The 17,825-nt window shown below is 60.2% G+C and carries 15 protein-coding genes; 9 read left to right on the forward strand and 6 right to left on the reverse strand.

All coding sequences use genetic code 11. From position 1 onward, the window contains the following. Nucleotides 1-7: 7 nt before the first annotated feature. The 4 genes from IP81_RS06295 to IP81_RS06310 are packed head-to-tail and all read right to left on the reverse strand — an operon-like array spanning nucleotide 8 to nucleotide 6,257. A complete protein-coding gene (locus IP81_RS06295) occupies nucleotides 8-865 on the reverse strand; it encodes a phosphodiesterase (RefSeq protein WP_054107138.1) in 858 nt (285 codons plus the stop codon). Nucleotides 866-882: 17 nt separating this feature from the next. Next, the gene (locus tag IP81_RS06300; RefSeq protein WP_054107139.1) at nucleotides 883-2,766 is read right to left on the reverse strand and encodes a cytochrome c3 family protein; all 1,884 of its coding nucleotides are present in this window, start codon (nucleotides 2,764-2,766) and stop codon (nucleotides 883-885) included. Nucleotides 2,767-2,773: 7 nt separating this feature from the next. Continuing rightward, on the reverse strand, nucleotides 2,774-3,670 hold the full coding sequence (locus IP81_RS06305; RefSeq protein WP_054107140.1) for a hypothetical protein: 897 nt from the start codon (nucleotides 3,668-3,670) through the stop codon (nucleotides 2,774-2,776). A 4-nt stretch (nucleotides 3,671-3,674) separates the two neighbouring features. Continuing rightward, complete coding sequence (locus IP81_RS06310) at nucleotides 3,675-6,257, reverse strand: cyclic nucleotide-binding domain-containing protein (protein ID WP_054107141.1); 2,583 nt, start codon at nucleotides 6,255-6,257, stop codon at nucleotides 3,675-3,677. 241 nt (nucleotides 6,258-6,498) lie between these two features. Here IP81_RS06310 and IP81_RS06315 point away from each other — a divergent pair, with 241 nt between their 5' ends. Further along, nucleotides 6,499-7,506, forward strand: a complete 1,008-nt coding sequence (locus IP81_RS06315) for a tetratricopeptide repeat protein (RefSeq protein ID WP_054107182.1) — start codon at nucleotides 6,499-6,501, stop codon at nucleotides 7,504-7,506. A 318-nt stretch (nucleotides 7,507-7,824) separates the two neighbouring features. Next, the gene (ctrA, locus tag IP81_RS06320; RefSeq protein WP_054107142.1) at nucleotides 7,825-8,526 is read left to right on the forward strand and encodes a response regulator transcription factor CtrA; all 702 of its coding nucleotides are present in this window, start codon (nucleotides 7,825-7,827) and stop codon (nucleotides 8,524-8,526) included. A 71-nt stretch (nucleotides 8,527-8,597) separates the two neighbouring features. Here the strand turns inward: ctrA and IP81_RS06325 are convergent, their stop codons facing one another. Further along, nucleotides 8,598-8,996, reverse strand: a complete 399-nt coding sequence (locus IP81_RS06325) for a hypothetical protein (protein WP_054107143.1) — start codon at nucleotides 8,994-8,996, stop codon at nucleotides 8,598-8,600. Between the two features lie 354 nt (nucleotides 8,997-9,350). Here IP81_RS06325 and IP81_RS06330 point away from each other — a divergent pair, with 354 nt between their 5' ends. The 4 genes from IP81_RS06330 to IP81_RS06345 all read left to right on the forward strand — a co-directional run bounded on the left by IP81_RS06330 (nucleotide 9,351) and on the right by IP81_RS06345 (nucleotide 12,904). Next, complete coding sequence (locus tag IP81_RS06330; protein ID WP_054107144.1) at nucleotides 9,351-10,079, forward strand: tRNA (guanosine(46)-N(7))-methyltransferase TrmB; 729 nt, start codon at nucleotides 9,351-9,353, stop codon at nucleotides 10,077-10,079. Nucleotides 10,080-10,187: 108 nt separating this feature from the next. Then, nucleotides 10,188-10,955: a sulfite exporter TauE/SafE family protein gene (locus IP81_RS06335; RefSeq protein WP_054107145.1), complete on the forward strand. Its 768-nt coding sequence runs from the start codon at nucleotides 10,188-10,190 to the stop codon at nucleotides 10,953-10,955. Between the two features lie 97 nt (nucleotides 10,956-11,052). Continuing rightward, the gene (locus tag IP81_RS06340; protein ID WP_054107183.1) at nucleotides 11,053-11,580 is read left to right on the forward strand and encodes a hypothetical protein; all 528 of its coding nucleotides are present in this window, start codon (nucleotides 11,053-11,055) and stop codon (nucleotides 11,578-11,580) included. A 76-nt stretch (nucleotides 11,581-11,656) separates the two neighbouring features. Further along, nucleotides 11,657-12,904 (forward strand): NAD(P)/FAD-dependent oxidoreductase, encoded by a 1,248-nt coding sequence (locus IP81_RS06345; RefSeq protein ID WP_054107146.1) that lies wholly within the window; start codon nucleotides 11,657-11,659, stop codon nucleotides 12,902-12,904. A 30-nt stretch (nucleotides 12,905-12,934) separates the two neighbouring features. Here the strand turns inward: IP81_RS06345 and queG are convergent, their stop codons facing one another. After that, nucleotides 12,935-14,035, reverse strand: coding sequence for a tRNA epoxyqueuosine(34) reductase QueG (gene queG, locus IP81_RS06350; protein ID WP_054107147.1), 1,101 nt, complete (start codon nucleotides 14,033-14,035; stop codon nucleotides 12,935-12,937). 46 nt (nucleotides 14,036-14,081) lie between these two features. On the opposite strand from queG, the gene IP81_RS06355 reads away from it, so the two are divergent. From IP81_RS06355 to IP81_RS06365, 3 genes are all read left to right on the forward strand, one after another. Continuing rightward, the gene (locus IP81_RS06355) at nucleotides 14,082-15,071 is read left to right on the forward strand and encodes an ABC transporter ATP-binding protein (protein WP_054107148.1); all 990 of its coding nucleotides are present in this window, start codon (nucleotides 14,082-14,084) and stop codon (nucleotides 15,069-15,071) included. Beyond that, entirely contained in the window at nucleotides 15,068-16,300 is a 1,233-nt protein-coding gene (locus IP81_RS06360; RefSeq protein ID WP_054107149.1) for an ABC transporter permease, read from the forward strand. Before IP81_RS06355 ends, IP81_RS06360 begins: the two co-directional genes overlap by 4 nt. A 76-nt stretch (nucleotides 16,301-16,376) precedes the next feature. After that, complete coding sequence (locus IP81_RS06365) at nucleotides 16,377-17,714, forward strand: cytochrome P450 (RefSeq protein WP_054107150.1); 1,338 nt, start codon at nucleotides 16,377-16,379, stop codon at nucleotides 17,712-17,714. Nucleotides 17,715-17,825 lie beyond the last annotated feature (111 nt).

Below are 17,825 nucleotides of genomic sequence, written 5' to 3' on the forward strand. Positions count from 1 at the left end.
CAGTGCGTTAAGCTTGAGTTTGGGGCCGCTCTGCCAGCATGTGCTGGATCATGCCTTGCAGATTGGCGTCATAGCGGGCGAGGACCTGATGATCTTCTGCCGTGTCCCAATGCGTGATCAGTTCGCGCCCGTTGAACCAATGCAGCGCAAATCCCGGCGCATCGGCAACGATCAGGTGGCGATGATCGGGCACATCAGGGTCAATTGCGCGCAGATCGAGCGCAACTTGTGGCGCGGTTGACGGACATGTGGCGACGACTGTGCCTTCCCACGCCGTTGTAATGGCGCGGTGGATGTGGCCGCAGACGACGCCCACCACATTGCTGCGGTTGCGCAAGCATTGGCCAAGCCGTTCGACCCAAGGTTCAGCCGGGTCGGTGTTCATCCACGGTATGCCGACCTCGACCGGCGGGTGGTGCTGCACGAGCAGGGTGGGCGCATCAACCGCTTCATCCAGCCGCGCGTTCAGCCAGTTAGCGCGCGCTTCGCAAAAGGCACCGCCATGGCGGCCTTCTTCGAGCGTATCGATCACGATGATCCGTAGCGGTCCACCTTCGATGACATATTGCAGGAAGCCGCCGTCAAACGTGGCTTCGGGAAAGACATCGGCAAAAGTGCCGCGTTCGTCGTGATTGCCCATTGCGTAATAGACGGGGAAGGGGATCACCGAAAACGCCTCGCGCAGGCGTTCATAACTGGGGCGGTCCCCCCGGTCGATCAAATCGCCTGTGGCCAGCAGCAAATCAGGGCGGGGCTCCATCGTCGCCAGGTGGTCCAGCACGCGGTCAAGCCGCTGCCGGTTGAATTCACCCGGGGAATCAGGTTCGAACCCCAGATGTATATCCGTAACCTGTGCAATCAGCATGGTTCCCCGCCAAAGCTTTAGTGCAGTTTGACCGGGAACCGCGGGCGATCCGCCACGGCCACAGTCTGCGCGACATCTTTCTTCCGGTCTTTCTTTGGCGCCCACGGCGCGTCTGTATCCATGTGATAGGAATGACACATCGCGCAGGAAGAATCGACAGGGTCCTTTACTGAAGCCGTCGTAAGCTTCGCTCCATCTCCGCCGACATGGCAGGTGCGGCAGCCGCCTTTACCGTCAATCCCGGGCACGAGCAGATCACTGGCCTTGTTCGATGTGGTCGCTTGCGTGTGGCAATCGGCGCAATCGCTTTTGTTGTGCGGCTTATGATCAAACCAGCCCTTTTGGTAATAGCGCGCGTTCTGCGCCACCTGTTGCACCGCAAAGCCGCCGCTGGCCGCAGTGCCGCCACGCGTTACCGTATGGCAATCATAGCACATCCCGCCGTTTGAGAAGACTTGCGCCACGGCCTGTTCGGCACGTGTCGGATAGAACCGCACGGCGCGCGCATAATCGGCAGCGGTTGAGCGCGCCGCAGCATCGCCGGGCACGCGGCGGGCAAGACCGGACAGGGTGGCCGGGCGCGCAGGCGCGCCGCCACGATAGAACGAGCGCAATTCTGCAACCACCTGCTCAGGTTCCCCATGGCGCAGCGTGCGGAAGGTGCCGCCGATCTGGTCGAAGCTGAGGGAGTGGCAGGACTGGCAAGAATCTTCCATCTCGACAGGCTCGAACCGCGTTCCGGTGGAATCGGACTGGTGGCAATCCTTGCAATCGAGCGCTTCGCTGCCCGTGAATTGGCCGGGCATGCGGCGGACCATCTGGGCAATGCCGTTGGTCTTTGACAGATGCTGGCCGTGGGTGAACTTCAACCCGTTGTTTTCCTGCAAGGAAGGCGACCAATCGGCGCGCGTGAACACAGGTTTGGCCCCGTTCATGCCGCTGATGATCATCGGCTTGAACTGGGGATGGGCCGTCCCGAAATCGGCGGCATCGGCGATCTTCGTATCGGGCAAGCGACCTTTCATCCCGTTGTGGCAATCGGCGCAGAATTTCTCCTGGGTGGCAGGCATAGCGCCCTCACCCTCATGTTCTGTGTGACAATCGACACATCTGCCTGCCGGACGGTTAAAAGCTGTCGCTACAACACGTTGCAGCGCGGCCATGCCGGTGGGGTCACCGCGCGCTTTCAACAGGCGCGATTTGTCGGCGATGTGATCGTGCGCGTCCTTGGTGTGGCATGTCAGGCAGGCGTTATCGGTCACGGCAACGAAGGCCTCGGTGTGGCACGCTTGGCAATCACCGCCGAGGTTTTTATGGGCCGCGCTCAAGGGGCCGGAGGACCACGTCTGGTCTGCATGAAAGCTATCGGGGCGGCGCGCCTTTTCTTGCATCGCCAAGGGTTTATACGTGACGTAGCTGTAGATCGGGAAGGCCAGAAACGCGATCAGGACCAGGATCGCAAAGCTCCACGCCGATATCCGCTTGCCCGGCAGCAGGCCTTTGAGCGTGTAGGCAGTGGTGACGTCCTTGTCTTCGGCGGAATCCGAAACGGCTTCCACCCGCCGCACGGTGAACGTGGGCAAGCCCGTTTCACTATCGCGCGACAGGGTAATGCGGTGGCCGCCAAAGCCCAATTCGGCGCCGACAACCGGATCAAGCGTAGCTTGCGTGTTTGACCTGCCGTTCACGTCGAACGCCAGTTCGCCAACCGAGGTGATGGTCAGGCTGCCATCGGCGGCTTGTTTTACCCGGGCGTGGCGCGGATCAACCGCAAGGTCGGGCAGGTGAATGGCTGATGCCGCATCGCGGCCAATGATCAGTTCGGCACCCTCGATGGTCGAGGGACGCACGATCTCCTCACCACTGGATTTGAGCGCGATCTGGCGGACAAGAAAGCTCATTGATCGCTCACCAGTAGAAGAAGACGCTGACGATATGGGCGGAGAGCGCCGCAATCAGCGCGAAGGTGACGGGCACGTGGATATAGAGCCATGCCTGCAACCATGATTTCAGTTTCAAATGTCGTCGCATCCGCCCGAGCATGGCCTCTTTGCGGGTGAGCAATGCATCGACCTTGTCTGCCGGATCATCGCCCACACGCGGCTGATAGGTGCGGATGAGGCGCAATTCGGCAGCGGCATGGCGCGTGGCGCATTTGGGATAATTGCCGGTCACGCGGTTCCAGAACGAGCCGGTGAACGCGTCCTCTTCGAGGCTGAGATTGACCAGAGCCGCGCTTTGCGGATCAAGCGTTTGGGCGGCGTCGTGAATCTGCCGGTCCAATGACCGGATCGCTTCGATCATCTGCTTTTCGGTAATCGCGCCTTCATCGTCATAGCGGTTGGCCGATAGCGCGCGCGGTGCGGTGGCATAGATCCAGATGCCGAAAATGCCCGTGGCAATCACCAACAGCATCAGCGCCCATGCCAGTGTGTGCACGTTCCAGCCAAAGTGAAAGCCAGAATGCAGCGTGCCGATCACGGTGAGGCACAGGCCGAGGTAAACATGCGCGCTGGTCCACGCCTTAAGGCTCCACCGTCCGGGTGTGATCGCGCGTTTGCGCATGCCCAGCATGGTCAGCCACAAGATCAGCAGCGCGCCGATCGTACCCAAAGTATAGCCCAGCCAGCTTGATCCGAAGTGTTGGCCCGGGAGCGGTACGAAGATATAGAGCGCCATCAGGCCTAGCGCGATGGCGGCGGAAAGTTTGCCCCAGAACCCGTTGTTGTGGCGCAGGAAACCTTCGTGCGTGCTGGTGCGCGCGCGGCTGGCCCCGGTGCGCTTTTTGGGTGCGATGCTGGCCACGGCCTCAGGCCCCTTCGTTTTCGAGGCGCGAAACGGTCAGGAACTCGTCCGGCGATACGCGGATGGCAGCTCCCGTCGGGCAAGCGCGCACGCAACTGGGGCCGCCTTCGATCCCGGCACACATGTCGCACTTGATCGCTTTCTTGCGGTCAAGCAGCTCGTCCACCGCCGGATCGCCGGTGTATTTGGTGTTCTTTTTTGACCACTTGTAGGGCGGCTCACCCGGTCCCGGCCCTGATCCGAAGAACAGCCAGTTCAGCAGTGACGGCTTTTTGGGCGGCACTTTGTCCATGCGGATCACGCCGTAAGGGCAATTGCGCTGGCAATTGCCGCAGCCGATGCAGGTATCGTTGATGAACACTTCGCCGTCCGGCCCGCGCTTGATCGCATTGGGCGGACAATCGGCCATGCAGTGCGGATGTTCGCAGTGGCGGCACGATGTGGGCACATGCAGATGCGCAAAGCTCTTGCCGGCCTCACGGTCCAGCCGCGACAGGCCATCGTGGCTATCGGCGCAGGCCTTTTCGCAATTGTCGCAACCCACGCAGAGCCGTTCATCAATCAGCAAAACGTCGGTCGCCTCGCCAAGTCCTTGGCTGACAAGGAACTTGGCCTGTTCGGAATAGAGATCGACGATGCCGGAGAAGCTGTCCTTCTTCGATTCGATAAAGGCATTCGTCGCGCGGCGCACTTCCATGTCCTTGCGCGCACGTTCGAGCAGCGCAGGCTTTGCCGCCAATACCCGACCGAAGGCCTCACCATCGATCTTGATCACTTCGCTTTTGATCGCGGCGCGCACCGTGGCGGTGCGGCGGCCGCCATCGATCAGCGCCATTTCACCAACATAGGAACCGGCGGGAAGGTAGGACAGGAACACCGGCTTTCCGCCGACCTCCTTTTCGACGATCATCGATCCGACGCGGATCACATAGACATCCTTGTCCTCGTCGCCCTCCTTGATCACCGCATCGCCCGCGCGGACAGACATGATCTTGGCGGTTTCCACCACTTCGGCCACATCGGCGCTGGTCAGCCCCGATCCAAACATTTGCAGGATTTGGCGCTCGGTCGAGATGCGTTCGATCGCGCGCTTTGCCGTGGGCACCTGGCTTTGCAGTTTCAGCGCGGCATTGCGGCTGATTTCAACGCAGACTGTGTCCTCTGCGGCCACAATCGTCGCCCCGCGCCGCCGCCCGGAAATCAGGCCCACTTCGCCAAAGATCGTGCCCGAAGGGATCGGGATGACCTTTGTCGGATCATTCGGATCGATGCGGACGTGGACCGATCCCGAAGCAATCGCGAACAGCGATGATCCCGGATCGTTGCGTTCAAACACCACATCGCCCGCCGCATAGCCGCGCGCTTCGGAATCGAGCATGAATTCGCGCAACTGCAAGGTCGTCATGCCTTGCAGGATGCCGACGTTCTTTTGCAGAAATTCGAGCCACTCATTGACTGAACGCTTACCCGGAAGATCGGCGAACTTGGCTTCGAGCAAGGGTTCGTCAGCCGGTTTCAGACTGGTGTTGCCGTTGATGAATTCGACCACATCGTGGCCCTGATTCATGCAGTGCTTGATCAGCGGATAGCCTGCCAGCGCGCCAATCACGAAAATGCCGGGCGCGGTCGATTCAAACTGCGGTGACAGCGTCGGGAAGGCGAGGCGGTCAGCGCTGGCAAATTCGATGCCGCAGCCCTCGACAAAGGCGCGCGGCGGCGCAGAGCCGATTCGCGCGATGATCCGGTCACAACGGATACGCTCTTCGCCATCGCGCGTGGAAAGCGTGATCCAGCCAGGTTCAACCGCTTTGGTCTCAGTCTCGTAACGGATCATCAGCTTGCCCGCCGCGTCATCTTCGACCAGCGCCTTGGCGTTGGGTTCCTTAGCCGTGGCGAAACTTTCACGCACGTTGGTGGATTTCTGGCTGCGGTTCAGCACGGTGACGGTGTTGCCCTGCGCAGGATCCTCAACCAGCCCGCGTGCATTCTCGATCCCGGCATCGCCTGTGCCTACCACGATGATATGCTGGTCCAGCACGGCATAAGGATCATCAAGCTGATAGGTCACGTGCGGCAAATCGCCGCCGGGGCAGCGCATCAGGTTAGGGTTGCCCTGTGTGCCGATGGCCAGAACGACAGTCTCGGCCATCACCGTTTCGCCACTGGTCAACTGGATGGCATAAGGCGGAGCATAGCGTTGCAATTCTGTCGTGGTGGTTGATCCATCGCGCGCGCGGGTGACGATCTTCTGGACAGACCCTTCAATCGCAGGGCCGGTGCCTTTGATCGATTTCACATCGGCATTGAATTTCACATTCACGCCAAGTTCGGCAGTGCGCCGGTTCCATTTGTCGAGGATGTCCTCTTTTTTGCCCGCATCAAATTCCTGATCGGAGCGCAAGATCAGCTGCGATGGCGTGGCCATCACGTGCTTGCCCTTTTGATACTTGAAGATCGTGTCCGAAAGGTGATCGGTCTTTTCCAGCAGGACATGAGCCAGACCAAGCTGTGCTGCACGGCCAGCCGCGCTCATCCCAGCAGGCCCCGAACCGATAATCGCAACTTTGAAAACTTCGCCCACCGGCATGCGCCCCCCGCGTTGCGCGAAAAGATGGCGCGTGTCCCCACGCCTGTCTTTATCCAATTTCTGAGTAGCGACCCCTTATGTTGCTGACATTAGCCGAAGCGCCGGGCATTGCCAGTCGCAAATTGCGTGTAGACTGACAGATGATGCCGCTGGCCGTTCAACTGCTTGCAACGCACCCGTCTGGCAAGATATGCGCAAGAACACAGACGGTGCTGCCCGAAGCGCCCGACAGGAGTATCCCATGACCGAGCCCCAGCCTCCGCTCCCTTCACCAGCGGACAAGCGTGACGAAGCGCAAACAGGCTCGCGTTATGGCAAGGTTGCGTTGGCGGCAGCCGCGCTGATTGCCCTCGGGGCAGGTGGCGTTGCGATAATGCGCGGGCCGGAAACCCCGCCGCCCGCCGCTGTCCCGCCGCCGGTCACACCCAACCAGGAGCCCTCGGTTGATGACGTGATTGCCAAGCTGGAAAAAAAGCTGGCCGAAAAGCCCGATGATGCCGAAGGCTGGCGTATGCTCGGCTGGTCCTATTTCCAGACCGAGCGTTTTGCCGAAGCGGCCACCGCGTTGAAGCAGGCGACCAAACTTGATCCTGAACACGCCGAAACATGGTCGTTCCTTGGCGAAGCACTCGTTCTTGCCAGCAAGGAAGAAGGCAAGATGCCGCGCGATGCCAAGGCAGCGTTCGACAAGGCGATCAAGCTTGATCCCAAAGATGCGCGTGCCCGCTATTTTCAGGCCGTGGCGCTCGATCTTTCGGGGCGTCCGCGCCAAGCGATCAACGCGTGGTTCAAACTGCTCGAAGATACCCCGTCCGATGCGCCCTATGCCGAAGATATCCGTGCGGTGATCCGCAACGTGGGCGAAAAGCGCAAGATCGATGTGGAAAAGCGCCTGGCAGAGGCCAAATTTGCCAGCCCGGCCAATGGTACCGTCACCGATGGCCCGCAAAAAGCCGCCGCCCGCATTCCCGGCCCCAGTTCCGAACAGATGAAAGCCGCTGCCGGAATGCCCAAGGGGCAGCAGGAGGCGATGATTCGCGGCATGGTCGACGGGCTGGAGGCAAAGCTGCTGGCCAACCCTGCCAACGCCGATGGCTGGATCATGCTGATGCGCAGCCGCGTGCAGTTGGGGGAGCCGAAGAAGGCAGCGCAAGCCTTGGAAAAGGGGTTGGCCGCGTTCCGCAATGACAGCGCCGCTGCACGCAAATTGCGCGAGGCGGCATCGAGTCTCGGCATCGCTGGTGCCTGATTCGCATCCTACCGGTAGTCTGGCGCTGCAAGGGGCATATTAAGTATTAACCACAATCGATGTGTTCGATCTGTGTAAACTGTGGTTGATTCATATCGGGACAGCTTGGATTCAACGGAAAAATTGTCCCGATCTGAATCATTTAAGCCTGAACCCGATTCATTACGGGGCTTATGCGTGGTTAATACCAAGCTTTCATGTGGCTGCATTTACAAGAAATTAACCTTTCATGTTCATTCATCCTATGGTTAATGGCGAGGAACACGGATTGATGCCGGGTTAATTGCCAAAGGAAAATGGCAAGTAAGGGGCGGTTGAATGCGCGTACTCCTGATCGAAGACGAACCGACTACCGCTAAGGCGATCGAGCTTATGCTCACGACCGAGGGGTTCAATGTCTACTCCACCGATCTTGGCGAAGAAGGCCTCGATCTGGGCAAGCTCTATGATTACGACATCATCCTGCTCGACCTGAACTTGCCGGACATGCACGGCTACGATGTGCTCAAGAAGTTGCGCGTGGCCAAAGTGCAAACGCCGGTTCTGATCCTCTCGGGCATTTCTGAAATGGACAGCAAGGTTCGCTCGTTCGGCTTTGGTGCCGATGATTACGTGACCAAGCCTTTCCATCGTGAAGAGCTGATCGCCCGCATCCATGCGGTCGTGCGCCGGTCCAAGGGCCATTCGCAATCTGTCATTCGCACCGGCAAGCTTTCGGTCAACCTCGATGCCAAGACCGTTGAAGTCGATAGCGCCCGCGTCCACTTGACCGGCAAAGAATACGCGATGCTCGAGCTGCTTTCGCTGCGCAAGGGTACGACGCTGACCAAGGAAATGTTCCTAAATCACCTTTATGGCGGCATGGACGAACCCGAACTCAAGATTATCGACGTTTTTATCTGCAAGCTGCGCAAGAAACTGGCGCATGCTTGTGGCGGTGAAAACTACATCGAAACCGTCTGGGGCCGTGGCTATGTGCTGCGCGATCCTGACGATATGGAAGCCACCGAAGCGGCTTGATCTCCTGAAGTCCCGAACATCCCCGAAACGGCCTGCCCTGCGTGGCGGGCCGTTTTGGTTTGTGGAGGGCCTTAAGGGGTAACCGCCGAAGGACCCTGTCTGATCGTCGAATAATCTGACTCGGCCTTCTGCATCTTTTGGGTGCCATTGGCGATCAAGCGTTCGCCATTCGCGCGCTCTGCCCTTGCGTCTTCAATATTTCGCTCGGCTCTGGTGATGGCGTCTTGCGCTTTTTTAAGCTTTTTCTCTTCGTCCGAGACCCGGTTGGTGCTTTTTTGGACGAGTTTCTGTCCGTCGCGCTGGTCTTTTTGACCGTCAGTCCACGATTCGCCACGGGCGGAAATGTCCCCACCGCGTTGCGAGATTTGCTGACCAGCGCTCATCCCGCCAGAACCGGACGAAGAGCAGCCTGCAACAGCCAGCGCGACCAAAATCGCTGGTATGGCATAAATGGAGAACCGGGTTGTCATGGGTATTCCTTTCGGAATTACGGCGGTCCTCCACAATGTGTGATGATCCGGCAAAATTCTCTGGGTGAACGGCAGGGGCGAATATTAATTGTAACTCCAAAATATTTTTATCGTTCCCCTAGCTATTTAATAAATCTGTACGGCGATCTTCAATCACACTAAAAACACTATACACTATAAAGACTTGTAGAATTATAGCCGCAATCCTATTTGGCTGAGGCAGTGATCTGCATGATCTGAACGGTTAAGCCGCGAGCGAAGGCACAAGCTTGCTGACGCAGCCATTTGCGCGTCAGATGGCATTGACCCGCGCCTACCCGCCTGCCATCCGCCGCCAAAATAACTGAGGCTTTGATGACCGCGCACAAATCTGGCGATCCGACCACGCTGAACCGGCTCTATGGCCGCGCCAAGGGCAAGCCTTTGCGGCAGGGCCAGCAGAGCTTGGTGGAAACGCTCCTGCCCAAAATCGCGATGCCTGCCGAAGGGCCGATCACGGCGGAAGCCTTGTTCGGCCAAGAGGTGGGAGGGCCCCGCCCGTTGCACTTCGAAATCGGCTTTGGCGGGGGCGAACATATGGCTTTTCGCGCCGATATGCTGCCCGATCACGGTTTTATCGGAGCCGAACCGTTCCTTAATGGCGTGGCGCAGGCGTTAACCCATGTGGCGGGCGATAATGGTGCCCACGCCCCGCTGGGCAATGTGCGCATCCATCATGGCGATGCGCTGGAAGTGCTGGCGCGCATTCCCGATGGCGCGCTCTCGTTCCTCTATCTGCTTCATCCCGATCCCTGGCCCAAGGCGCGCCATGCCAAACGCAGGATGATGAACGATGGCCCGATCGACATGTTCGCGGCCAAATTGCGTCCCGGCGGCGAGTTCCGCTTCGGCACCGATCATGACATCTATCTGCGCCATGCGCTGATGGTGATGCGCCGCCACAAGCACCAGTTCGAATGGCTGGCCAAGGATTGCGCCGATTTCCAGAATCGCCCCGGCGGCTGGCCTGAAACGCGCTATGAACACAAAGCGCGTACGGTCTATCATCACGAAGTGTGGTATTTCCGCTATCGCAAACGCTGACCCATCGTTCTGGCGCAAGATAGAGGCGTTTCATGCCCTCAAACTAATTCTTCTGTTTTGGTAGAGATTGTTTGCGGCTAATCACCTAGCAACAGGGAAGGACTCGCGATGGATTTTCTCGCCGGTATCGATTTTGCCGCGTTGCTGCCGTTCATCGCGGTCGGCTTTGCCGCGCAGATGATCGATGGAGCGCTGGGCATGGCGTTCGGGGTGATCTCCAACACCCTGATGGTCGGCGTGCTGGGTATTCCGCCCGCTCTTGCCTCGCAACGTGTTCATATCGTTGAGTGTTTCACCACGGCAACGTCGGGCATCAGCCACCTTCTACATGGCAATATCGATAAGAAGCTATTCTTCCGGTTGCTGATTCCCGGCGTTACCGGCGGTGTGCTCGGGGCCTATGTGCTCTCCTCGCTCGATGCCTCGGTGGTGAAGCCGTGGGTGCTGATCTATCTGGCCGGGATCGGCGTCTATCTGCTGGTGCGCGGGATATTATATCCCCCCAAGATCAGGGACGCCAATTGGGTCGCCCCGCTCGGGCTGGTCGGCGGCTTTCTCGATGCAGCGGGCGGGGGCGGCTGGGGGCCGGTGGTCACGTCAAACTTGTTGATCCAGGGGGCCGATCCGCGCAAAGTCGTTGGCACGGTCAATTCTGTCGAATTCTTCCTGACCTTGACTGTTTCGGCCACGTTCGTGTGGCAACTGGGCTTTGCCGATCTGGCTGGCGCAACGCTGGGCTTTCTGATCGGCGGGATCGCCGCAGCACCGTTCGGCGCTTGGGCGGCCAAGCATATCCCTGCGAAGGCAATGCTGATCATGGTTGGCGCGGTGCTGACCCTGACCAGTCTTTACGGTGCCTATAGCGCCCTCACCTGATGGTTCCCGATGGACATGGTTACCTGGAATTAACCCTCATCTGACACGATGCCCTCTGCCGAACGGCCTGATTCCACCGTCGGCTGGGGACATGAACATGGCACGTTACGATTCAAGCGGACTGACCATTGCGGAACTGCGCGAATTCGCCAGCTTTGCGCCGTGTGAACAGCGCTATATCCGGCGCAGTCTGGATATCGCGCTGGGCCGGGGTGATGCGGTAAAGCGCTGGGCGCGCGATCAGGATGAAGCGGCATCGATCCGCGCGCAACTTGTCGCCTATCGCGATCTTGAAAAAGTGCGCAAAATGCTGCCAAGCATTGATGGTCTGGACAACTTGCAGCCCTTCATGGCGCGGATCATGCACCAGACCGCGTTCGATCTGGCGCAAGGCCGCCTCGAAGGTTTTTCCGCTTACCGGTTTCTCTACGAACGCATGTTCGGCGCAGAAGTCCGCCCATGGCTGCCATCGGCGTTCTGTGGCGCGGCAGCCCTGCCGCTGATCCGGCCTGATAAACGCCGTGTCTTGCTGCAATCGATCAGCGAATCCGCCGCAACGGCACACGGATGGTCCACCCGGCAGCCCTGCTTCTATCCCGAATTTGTTGAAGCCGAAGCCGCCTGATCGGACTTTTTGATCCGGATCAGTTGACGGCGGCACACTTTTGGCCAAACCGAGCCGCACAAAGCGGAGGATTCGAATGGCCGAAAATACCCAGGCAGAGCATGCCGACGTCATTATCGTAGGCGCAGGCCACGGCGGAGCGCAGGCAGCTATCGCTTTGCGGCAGAACGGTTTTGAAGGGCGCGTGCTGGTTATCGGGCGCGAACCCGAAATTCCCTACGAACGCCCGCCGCTGTCCAAGGAATATCTGGCGCGCGAAAAGACGTTCGAACGCATCTGCATCCGGCCCGAACAGTTTTGGGTGGATAAGGCCATCGAGATGCGTCTTTCCTCGGAAGTCGTCAGCATCGATCCGGCAGAGCATACCGTCAAATTGGCTGATGGCGCGCAAGTCCACTATGGCAAGCTGATCTGGGCAACCGGTGGCGATCCGCGCAAGCTTTCCTGCGCTGGCGCCGATCTTGCCGGTGTTCATGCTGTGCGCACCAAGGAAGATGCTGACCGACTGATGCGTGAACTCGATGCCGGAGCCAAGCGCGCCGTGGTCATCGGTGGTGGCTACATCGGCCTCGAAGCCGCAGCCGTGCTGACCAAGTTCGATGTCCATGTCACTCTGCTCGAAGCCTTGCCGCGTGTGCTGGCGCGCGTTGCGGGTGAATCGCTTTCGGAATTCTATCAGGCCGAACACCGCGCCCATGGCGTTGATCTGCGCACTGGCGCTGCGATGGATTGCATTGTCGGCGATGGCACCAACGTCACCGGCGTGCGCATGGCCGATGGCGCGGTACTTGCCGCCGATATCGTGATCGTCGGCATCGGTATCATCCCTTGCGTCGGCCCCCTGATTATAGCGGGCGCAGCGGGCGGCAATGGCGTGGATGTAGACGAATTCTGCCGCACATCATTGCCCGATATCTATGCGATTGGCGATTGTGCAGCCCACGCCAACGATTTTGCCGATGGTGCGGTGATCCGTCTCGAATCGGTGCAGAACGCCAATGATATGGCCACCACAGCGGCCAAAGACATCTGCGGTGTGCCCGTGCCCTACAAGGCAACACCTTGGTTCTGGTCAAACCAGTATGACTTGCGTCTGCAAACTGTTGGCCTTTCGACCGGCCATGACAACGCGGTGCTGCGCGGCGATACGGCCACGCGCTCGTTCTCGGTGGTGTACCTCAAGGGCGGCAAAGTCGTCGCGCTCGATTGCGTGAACATGGTCAAGGACTATGTGCAGGGCAAGAAACTGGTCGAAGCCCGCGCCCGGATCGCGCCCGAAATGCTGGCCGATGCCAGTGTGCCGCTGAAGGATATGCTGGCTTAACCCGCCGGCAACAGCTCCTCTGAGGAGGCTTTAGAAAACCATCTCCCCCTCCTCTTCAGAGGAGGGGGCCGGGGGGTGTTGTAAACCCAACCTCTCCCAAGCCCAGACCGCCGCATCTGCCACCGCCGGATCGGGGTCGTTCCGCAATGCCTCAACCTGCGGCAGCAACCCCGCATCGCCGCTGTTGCCTGCGGCATAAAGGCAATTGCGCACCATCCGGTCGCGCCCGATCCGCTTGATCGGCGATCCCGAAAAGACCTTGCGAAAGGCGGCATCGTCCAGCGCCAGCAGGTCGGCCAGCCGTGGCGTCGTCAATTCCGCGCGCGGCAGGAACGCGCGGTTGGCCTGTGCGCTGGCGGCAAAGCTGTTCCAAGGGCAGGCGGCAAGGCAATCGTCGCAGCCATAGATGCGGTTGCCCATCGCAGCGCGGTACTCTTCCGGCACCGGCCCTTTATGCTCGATCGTGAGGTACGAAATACAGCGCCTCGCATCCAACTGGTACGGCGCGGGGAAAGCATCGGTGGGGCAGGCGGTCTGGCAAGCGGTGCAGGAGCCGCAGCGGTCTGTATGGGGCGCATCGGGCGCAAACTCTATCGTGGTGTAAATCGCGCCTAGAAACAGCCACGAACCGTGCGTGCGGCTGACAAGGTTGGTGTGCTTTCCCTGCCAGCCGATCCCCGCCATCTGGCCCAGCGGCTTTTCCATGACCGGCGCGGTATCAACGAAAACCTTCACCTCTTCGCCCGGAGCCTGCGCCACCAGCCAGCGTGCCAAAGCTTTGAGATTGCGCTTCACCACATCGTGATAATCGCCGCCTTGCGCGTAAACCGATATGCGCCCGTGATCGGCGTGCGCGGCTAAAGCGCGCGGGTCTTGCGCCGGGGCATAGCTCATGCCCAGCGCGATCACGCTGCGCGCCTGCGGCCACAGCGATTGCGGCCCGCGCCGGTGGTGCAACCGCGCCTCCATCCACTCCATCGTGCCATGGTGCCCGTCGCCCAGCCACTGTTCCAGCCGCGCGCCCAATTGCGGATCATCGCCAGCAGGCGCGATGCCGCAGGCCGCAAAGCCAAGCCGCGCCGCTTCCTCTTTCAACCGCTCCTGCAAAAGCGTTGTCGCGCCGTTAACCAAACTTGCTGCCCTGCCCGTTCATTGCTTATCGTTACGCCTATGAACCATGAAAATCGATTTAGGGGAATGGCCTGTGTCCGGAAACGACATTGAGGCCGCAAGTGTAGAACTCGCCATCGAGGCGCGCGGGCTGGTCAAGCGCTTCGATGGCTTCACCGCCGTCGATGGCGTTGATATCGCGGTGCCCAAAGGATCGATCTACGGCATTTTGGGGCCAAACGGCGCGGGCAAGACCACGACGCTGCGCATGCTGCTCGGCATCATTGATCCTGACGCCGGTTACCGCCGCGTGCTTGGCTGCGAACGCCCCACCGAAGTCGCACGCCGCATCGGCTATCTGCCCGAAGAGCGCGGGCTTTATCCTGCGATGAAAGCCTATGAGGCCATCGCCTTCCTCGCCGCCTTGCGCGGGGTTCCGCTGAAAGAAGGCCGCCGTCTGGGCCGCGAAATGCTCGAAGAGCATGGCCTTGGCTATGCCGCAGATCGGCAGATCCGGCAGATGTCCAAAGGCATGGCACAGCAAGTGCAATTGCTCGGCACGCTGGTCCACCAGCCCGATCTGGTCGTGTTTGACGAGCCGTTCTCCGGCCTCGATGCGCTCAATCAGGGCAAGCTTGAGCGGATGATCCGGGCCTTGGCCGCGCGCGGCACCACCGTGATTTTCTCCACCCACGTCATCGCCCATGCCGAACGGCTGTGCGATCAGGTGGCGATCATCGCGGGCGGCAAAGTGCCTTTCGCCGGTTCGGTCGATGTGGCGCGTGACCGGCTGCGCCCGCAAGTGCGGCTCGAAACGCGCGTGATCGACGGGCCGTGGCGCGCAGCTTTGCCCGTCGACGCACGGCACGAAGGCGCGTTCTGGTACTTCACCTTGCCCGAATCGGGGATCGAACCGCTGTTGCGCGCGCTGATCGAGGGCAATGCCGGCATCCTCAGCCTCTCGATCGAGCGGGCGGGCCTGCACGATGCCTTCGTGGCGATTGCCGGTGAGGCTGCGGCCAAGGCGCTGGAAGAAGGCAAGGGTGACGTACAATGACCAATTGGCGGGAAAAACTGCGCGCGGCACTGGTGATCGCGCGGCGCGATTTTGTCGCGGTGATCTGGTCCAAGACCTTCATCTTCTTCCTGATCGGGCCATTGTTCCCCGTTCTGGTCGGCGGCCTTGCCGGGAACATCGGCGATAAAGTGCAGCAAAGCGCCGATCGCCCAAGTATCGGCCTTGCGATGGGCAGCGGCGATGTGGACCGCCTGCTGCGCGCGCGCGATGATCTGGACGGGCGGCTGGCAGGGCCTATGCCCGAAATCGTCGTGCTCAAACGCCTTGAACCCGGCGAGGCGTTCAATCCGCGCGCGGCGCTCTCCAGCAGTGATCGCCAAGTGACGGCGGTTCTGAGCGGCACGCTGGCCGCGCCCACGCTGTCCGGCCCGCCAGAGCGGCTGCGGCAGTGGGTGGGGCTCGTGTCCAATCTGGCCGCGAATGCACAGGCAGACAAGGCGCTGGCCTATCCGCAAGTTGCGATGGACGAAGTGGCGGGCACGGCGGCCAAAGTGCGCTCGGGCCAGGCCGCCACCGCGCAAGGCGGACAAGTGGTCCTGTTCCTGCTGACGATGCTGCTGGCGGGCATGGTCCTGTCCAATCTGGTCGAGGAAAAGGGCAACAAAATCATCGAAGTGCTGGCCGCTGCCATCCCGATGGACGCAATGTTCATGGGCAAACTGTTCGCCATGCTCGGCGTCAGCCTTGTCGGCATTGCCGTATGGGGGGCGGCTGGTGGCACGCTGGTCTTGCTGGGCGGGCAGGGCATGCCTGCGCTGGCCACGCCTGCGGTCGGCTGGCCATTGTTCCTGGTGCTGGGCTTCCTCTATTTTGCGATGGCCTATCTGCTGCTGGGATCGCTGTTCCTGTCGGTTGGCGGCATGGCGAGCACCGTGCGCGAAGTGCAGACGCTATCGATGCCGGTGTCGATGTTCCAGCTCATGGTGTTCTTCTTCTCCAGCTATGCGCTGACGGCGGCGGGCACGTGGGTTGAATGGCTTTCGTGGGTATTCCCGGTCAGTTCGCCTTACGCCATGCTGGCCCGCGCGGCACAGCATCAAGAGGTGTGGCCGCATATTCTTGCGCTGGGCTGGCAGGCGCTGTGGGTGGTGCTGATTGTGCGGGCAGGCGCGCAATTGTTCCGGCGCAGCGTGATGAAATCGGGGCCTTCGCAAGGAAAAGGCGTGTGGTCGCGGCTGCTGCGGCGCGGGGTGGCAAAGCCTTATTGACATTGATGTAGGTTGTGGCAGGCTAAGCGCATAAGGCAGACCGCGCATCAAAGCGTGGCCGCCCGGGAGAGATGCCATGGCCTCGTCAATCGCGCCTGAAATGCCGACAATTACCTATCGCACATCACCCACTGCCACCGCCGCTTTTGATGCGTGGCTGAAGGACAATCCGCAAGCCATCGGTGCAGGCACGCATCCGTGGGACGTCAGCCGGTCCGACATTTATGTCGAGGACCGCTGGCAACCGATATTTGCGCAAATGCGCGCACAAGCCCCGGTCAACCGCGTGACCGAATCGGCTTACGGTGCCTATTGGAACGTGGTCAGCCACAAGGCGATCACGCATGTTGAATCGCTGCCCGAACTGTTTTCTTCGTCATGGCAATATGGTGGCATCACAATTGGCGATCCCCCCGCAGACATTGATCCGGCCGTGATGGCAGAGCGGCAATTGCCGATGTTCATCGCAATGGACCGGCCCGAACACACCGGGCAACGCCGCACTGTTGCGCCCGCCTTCACCCCTGCGCGGATGGTGGCGATGGAGGCGGAAATCCGCCGCCGTACCGCCAGCGTGCTTGATGCGCTGCCGTGGGACGAAACCTTTGATTGGGTGGATAAAGTCTCGATCGAATTGACCACCGGCATGCTGGCGATCCTGTTCGGCTTTCCGTGGGAAGACCGGCGGCTGCTCACATTCTGGTCTGATTGGGCAGGCGATGTGGAACTGACGCTGGCCAAGGATCTGGCCGATACCCGCTTTGGCATTCTGGGTGAAATGGCGCATTATTTCCAGCGGTTGTGGGTCGAACGGTCACAAGCCGCACCGGCGGATGATCTGATCTCGATGATGATCCATTCCGAAGCGATGAACCACATGAGCCCGCAAGAATTCATGGGCAATCTGATGCTGTTGATCGTCGGCGGCAACGATACCACGCGCAACACCATGTCAGGCATTGTCCACGCGCTTGACCAGTTCCCCGATCAGCGTGCGCTGCTGGAAAGCGATCCGGCATTGATCCCCAATGCGGTGCAGGAATGCCTGCGTTTCGTCACCCCGCTGGCGCATATGCGGCGCACCGCCAGCGCCGATGCTGACCTGTTCGGCCAAGCCATCAAGGCGGGCGATAAAATGGTGCTGTGGTATCTTTCGGCCAATCGCGATGAAACCGTGTTCGAAAATCCTGATAAGCTGATTGTCGAGCGGCCTAATGCGCGGCGGCATTTGTCGTTCGGCCATGGCATCCACCGTTGTGTCGGCGCGCGGCTGGCCGAGATGCAATTGCGCATCTTGCTGGAAGAAATGCACGAGCGCCGCATGCGTGTGCGCGTGGCTGGCGCAGTAGAGCGGGTGCGCGCCAATTTCGTCCATGGCTTCCGCAAACTTGAAGTGGCGCTTGAAAAACGGTGAAGTAATCTCACGTATGACATGCGTCACGATAGATTTGGCACAAGGCGGGTAGTCTTTGCCACGTTCTGTCGGTAGGCCTCAGCCCTTGGGCCCTCTCACCCTTCCGGCCTA

This window comes from Novosphingobium sp. AAP83 (assembly GCF_001295795.1).
In the GTDB taxonomy this organism is placed as follows: Bacteria; Pseudomonadota; Alphaproteobacteria; order Sphingomonadales; family Sphingomonadaceae; genus Novosphingobium.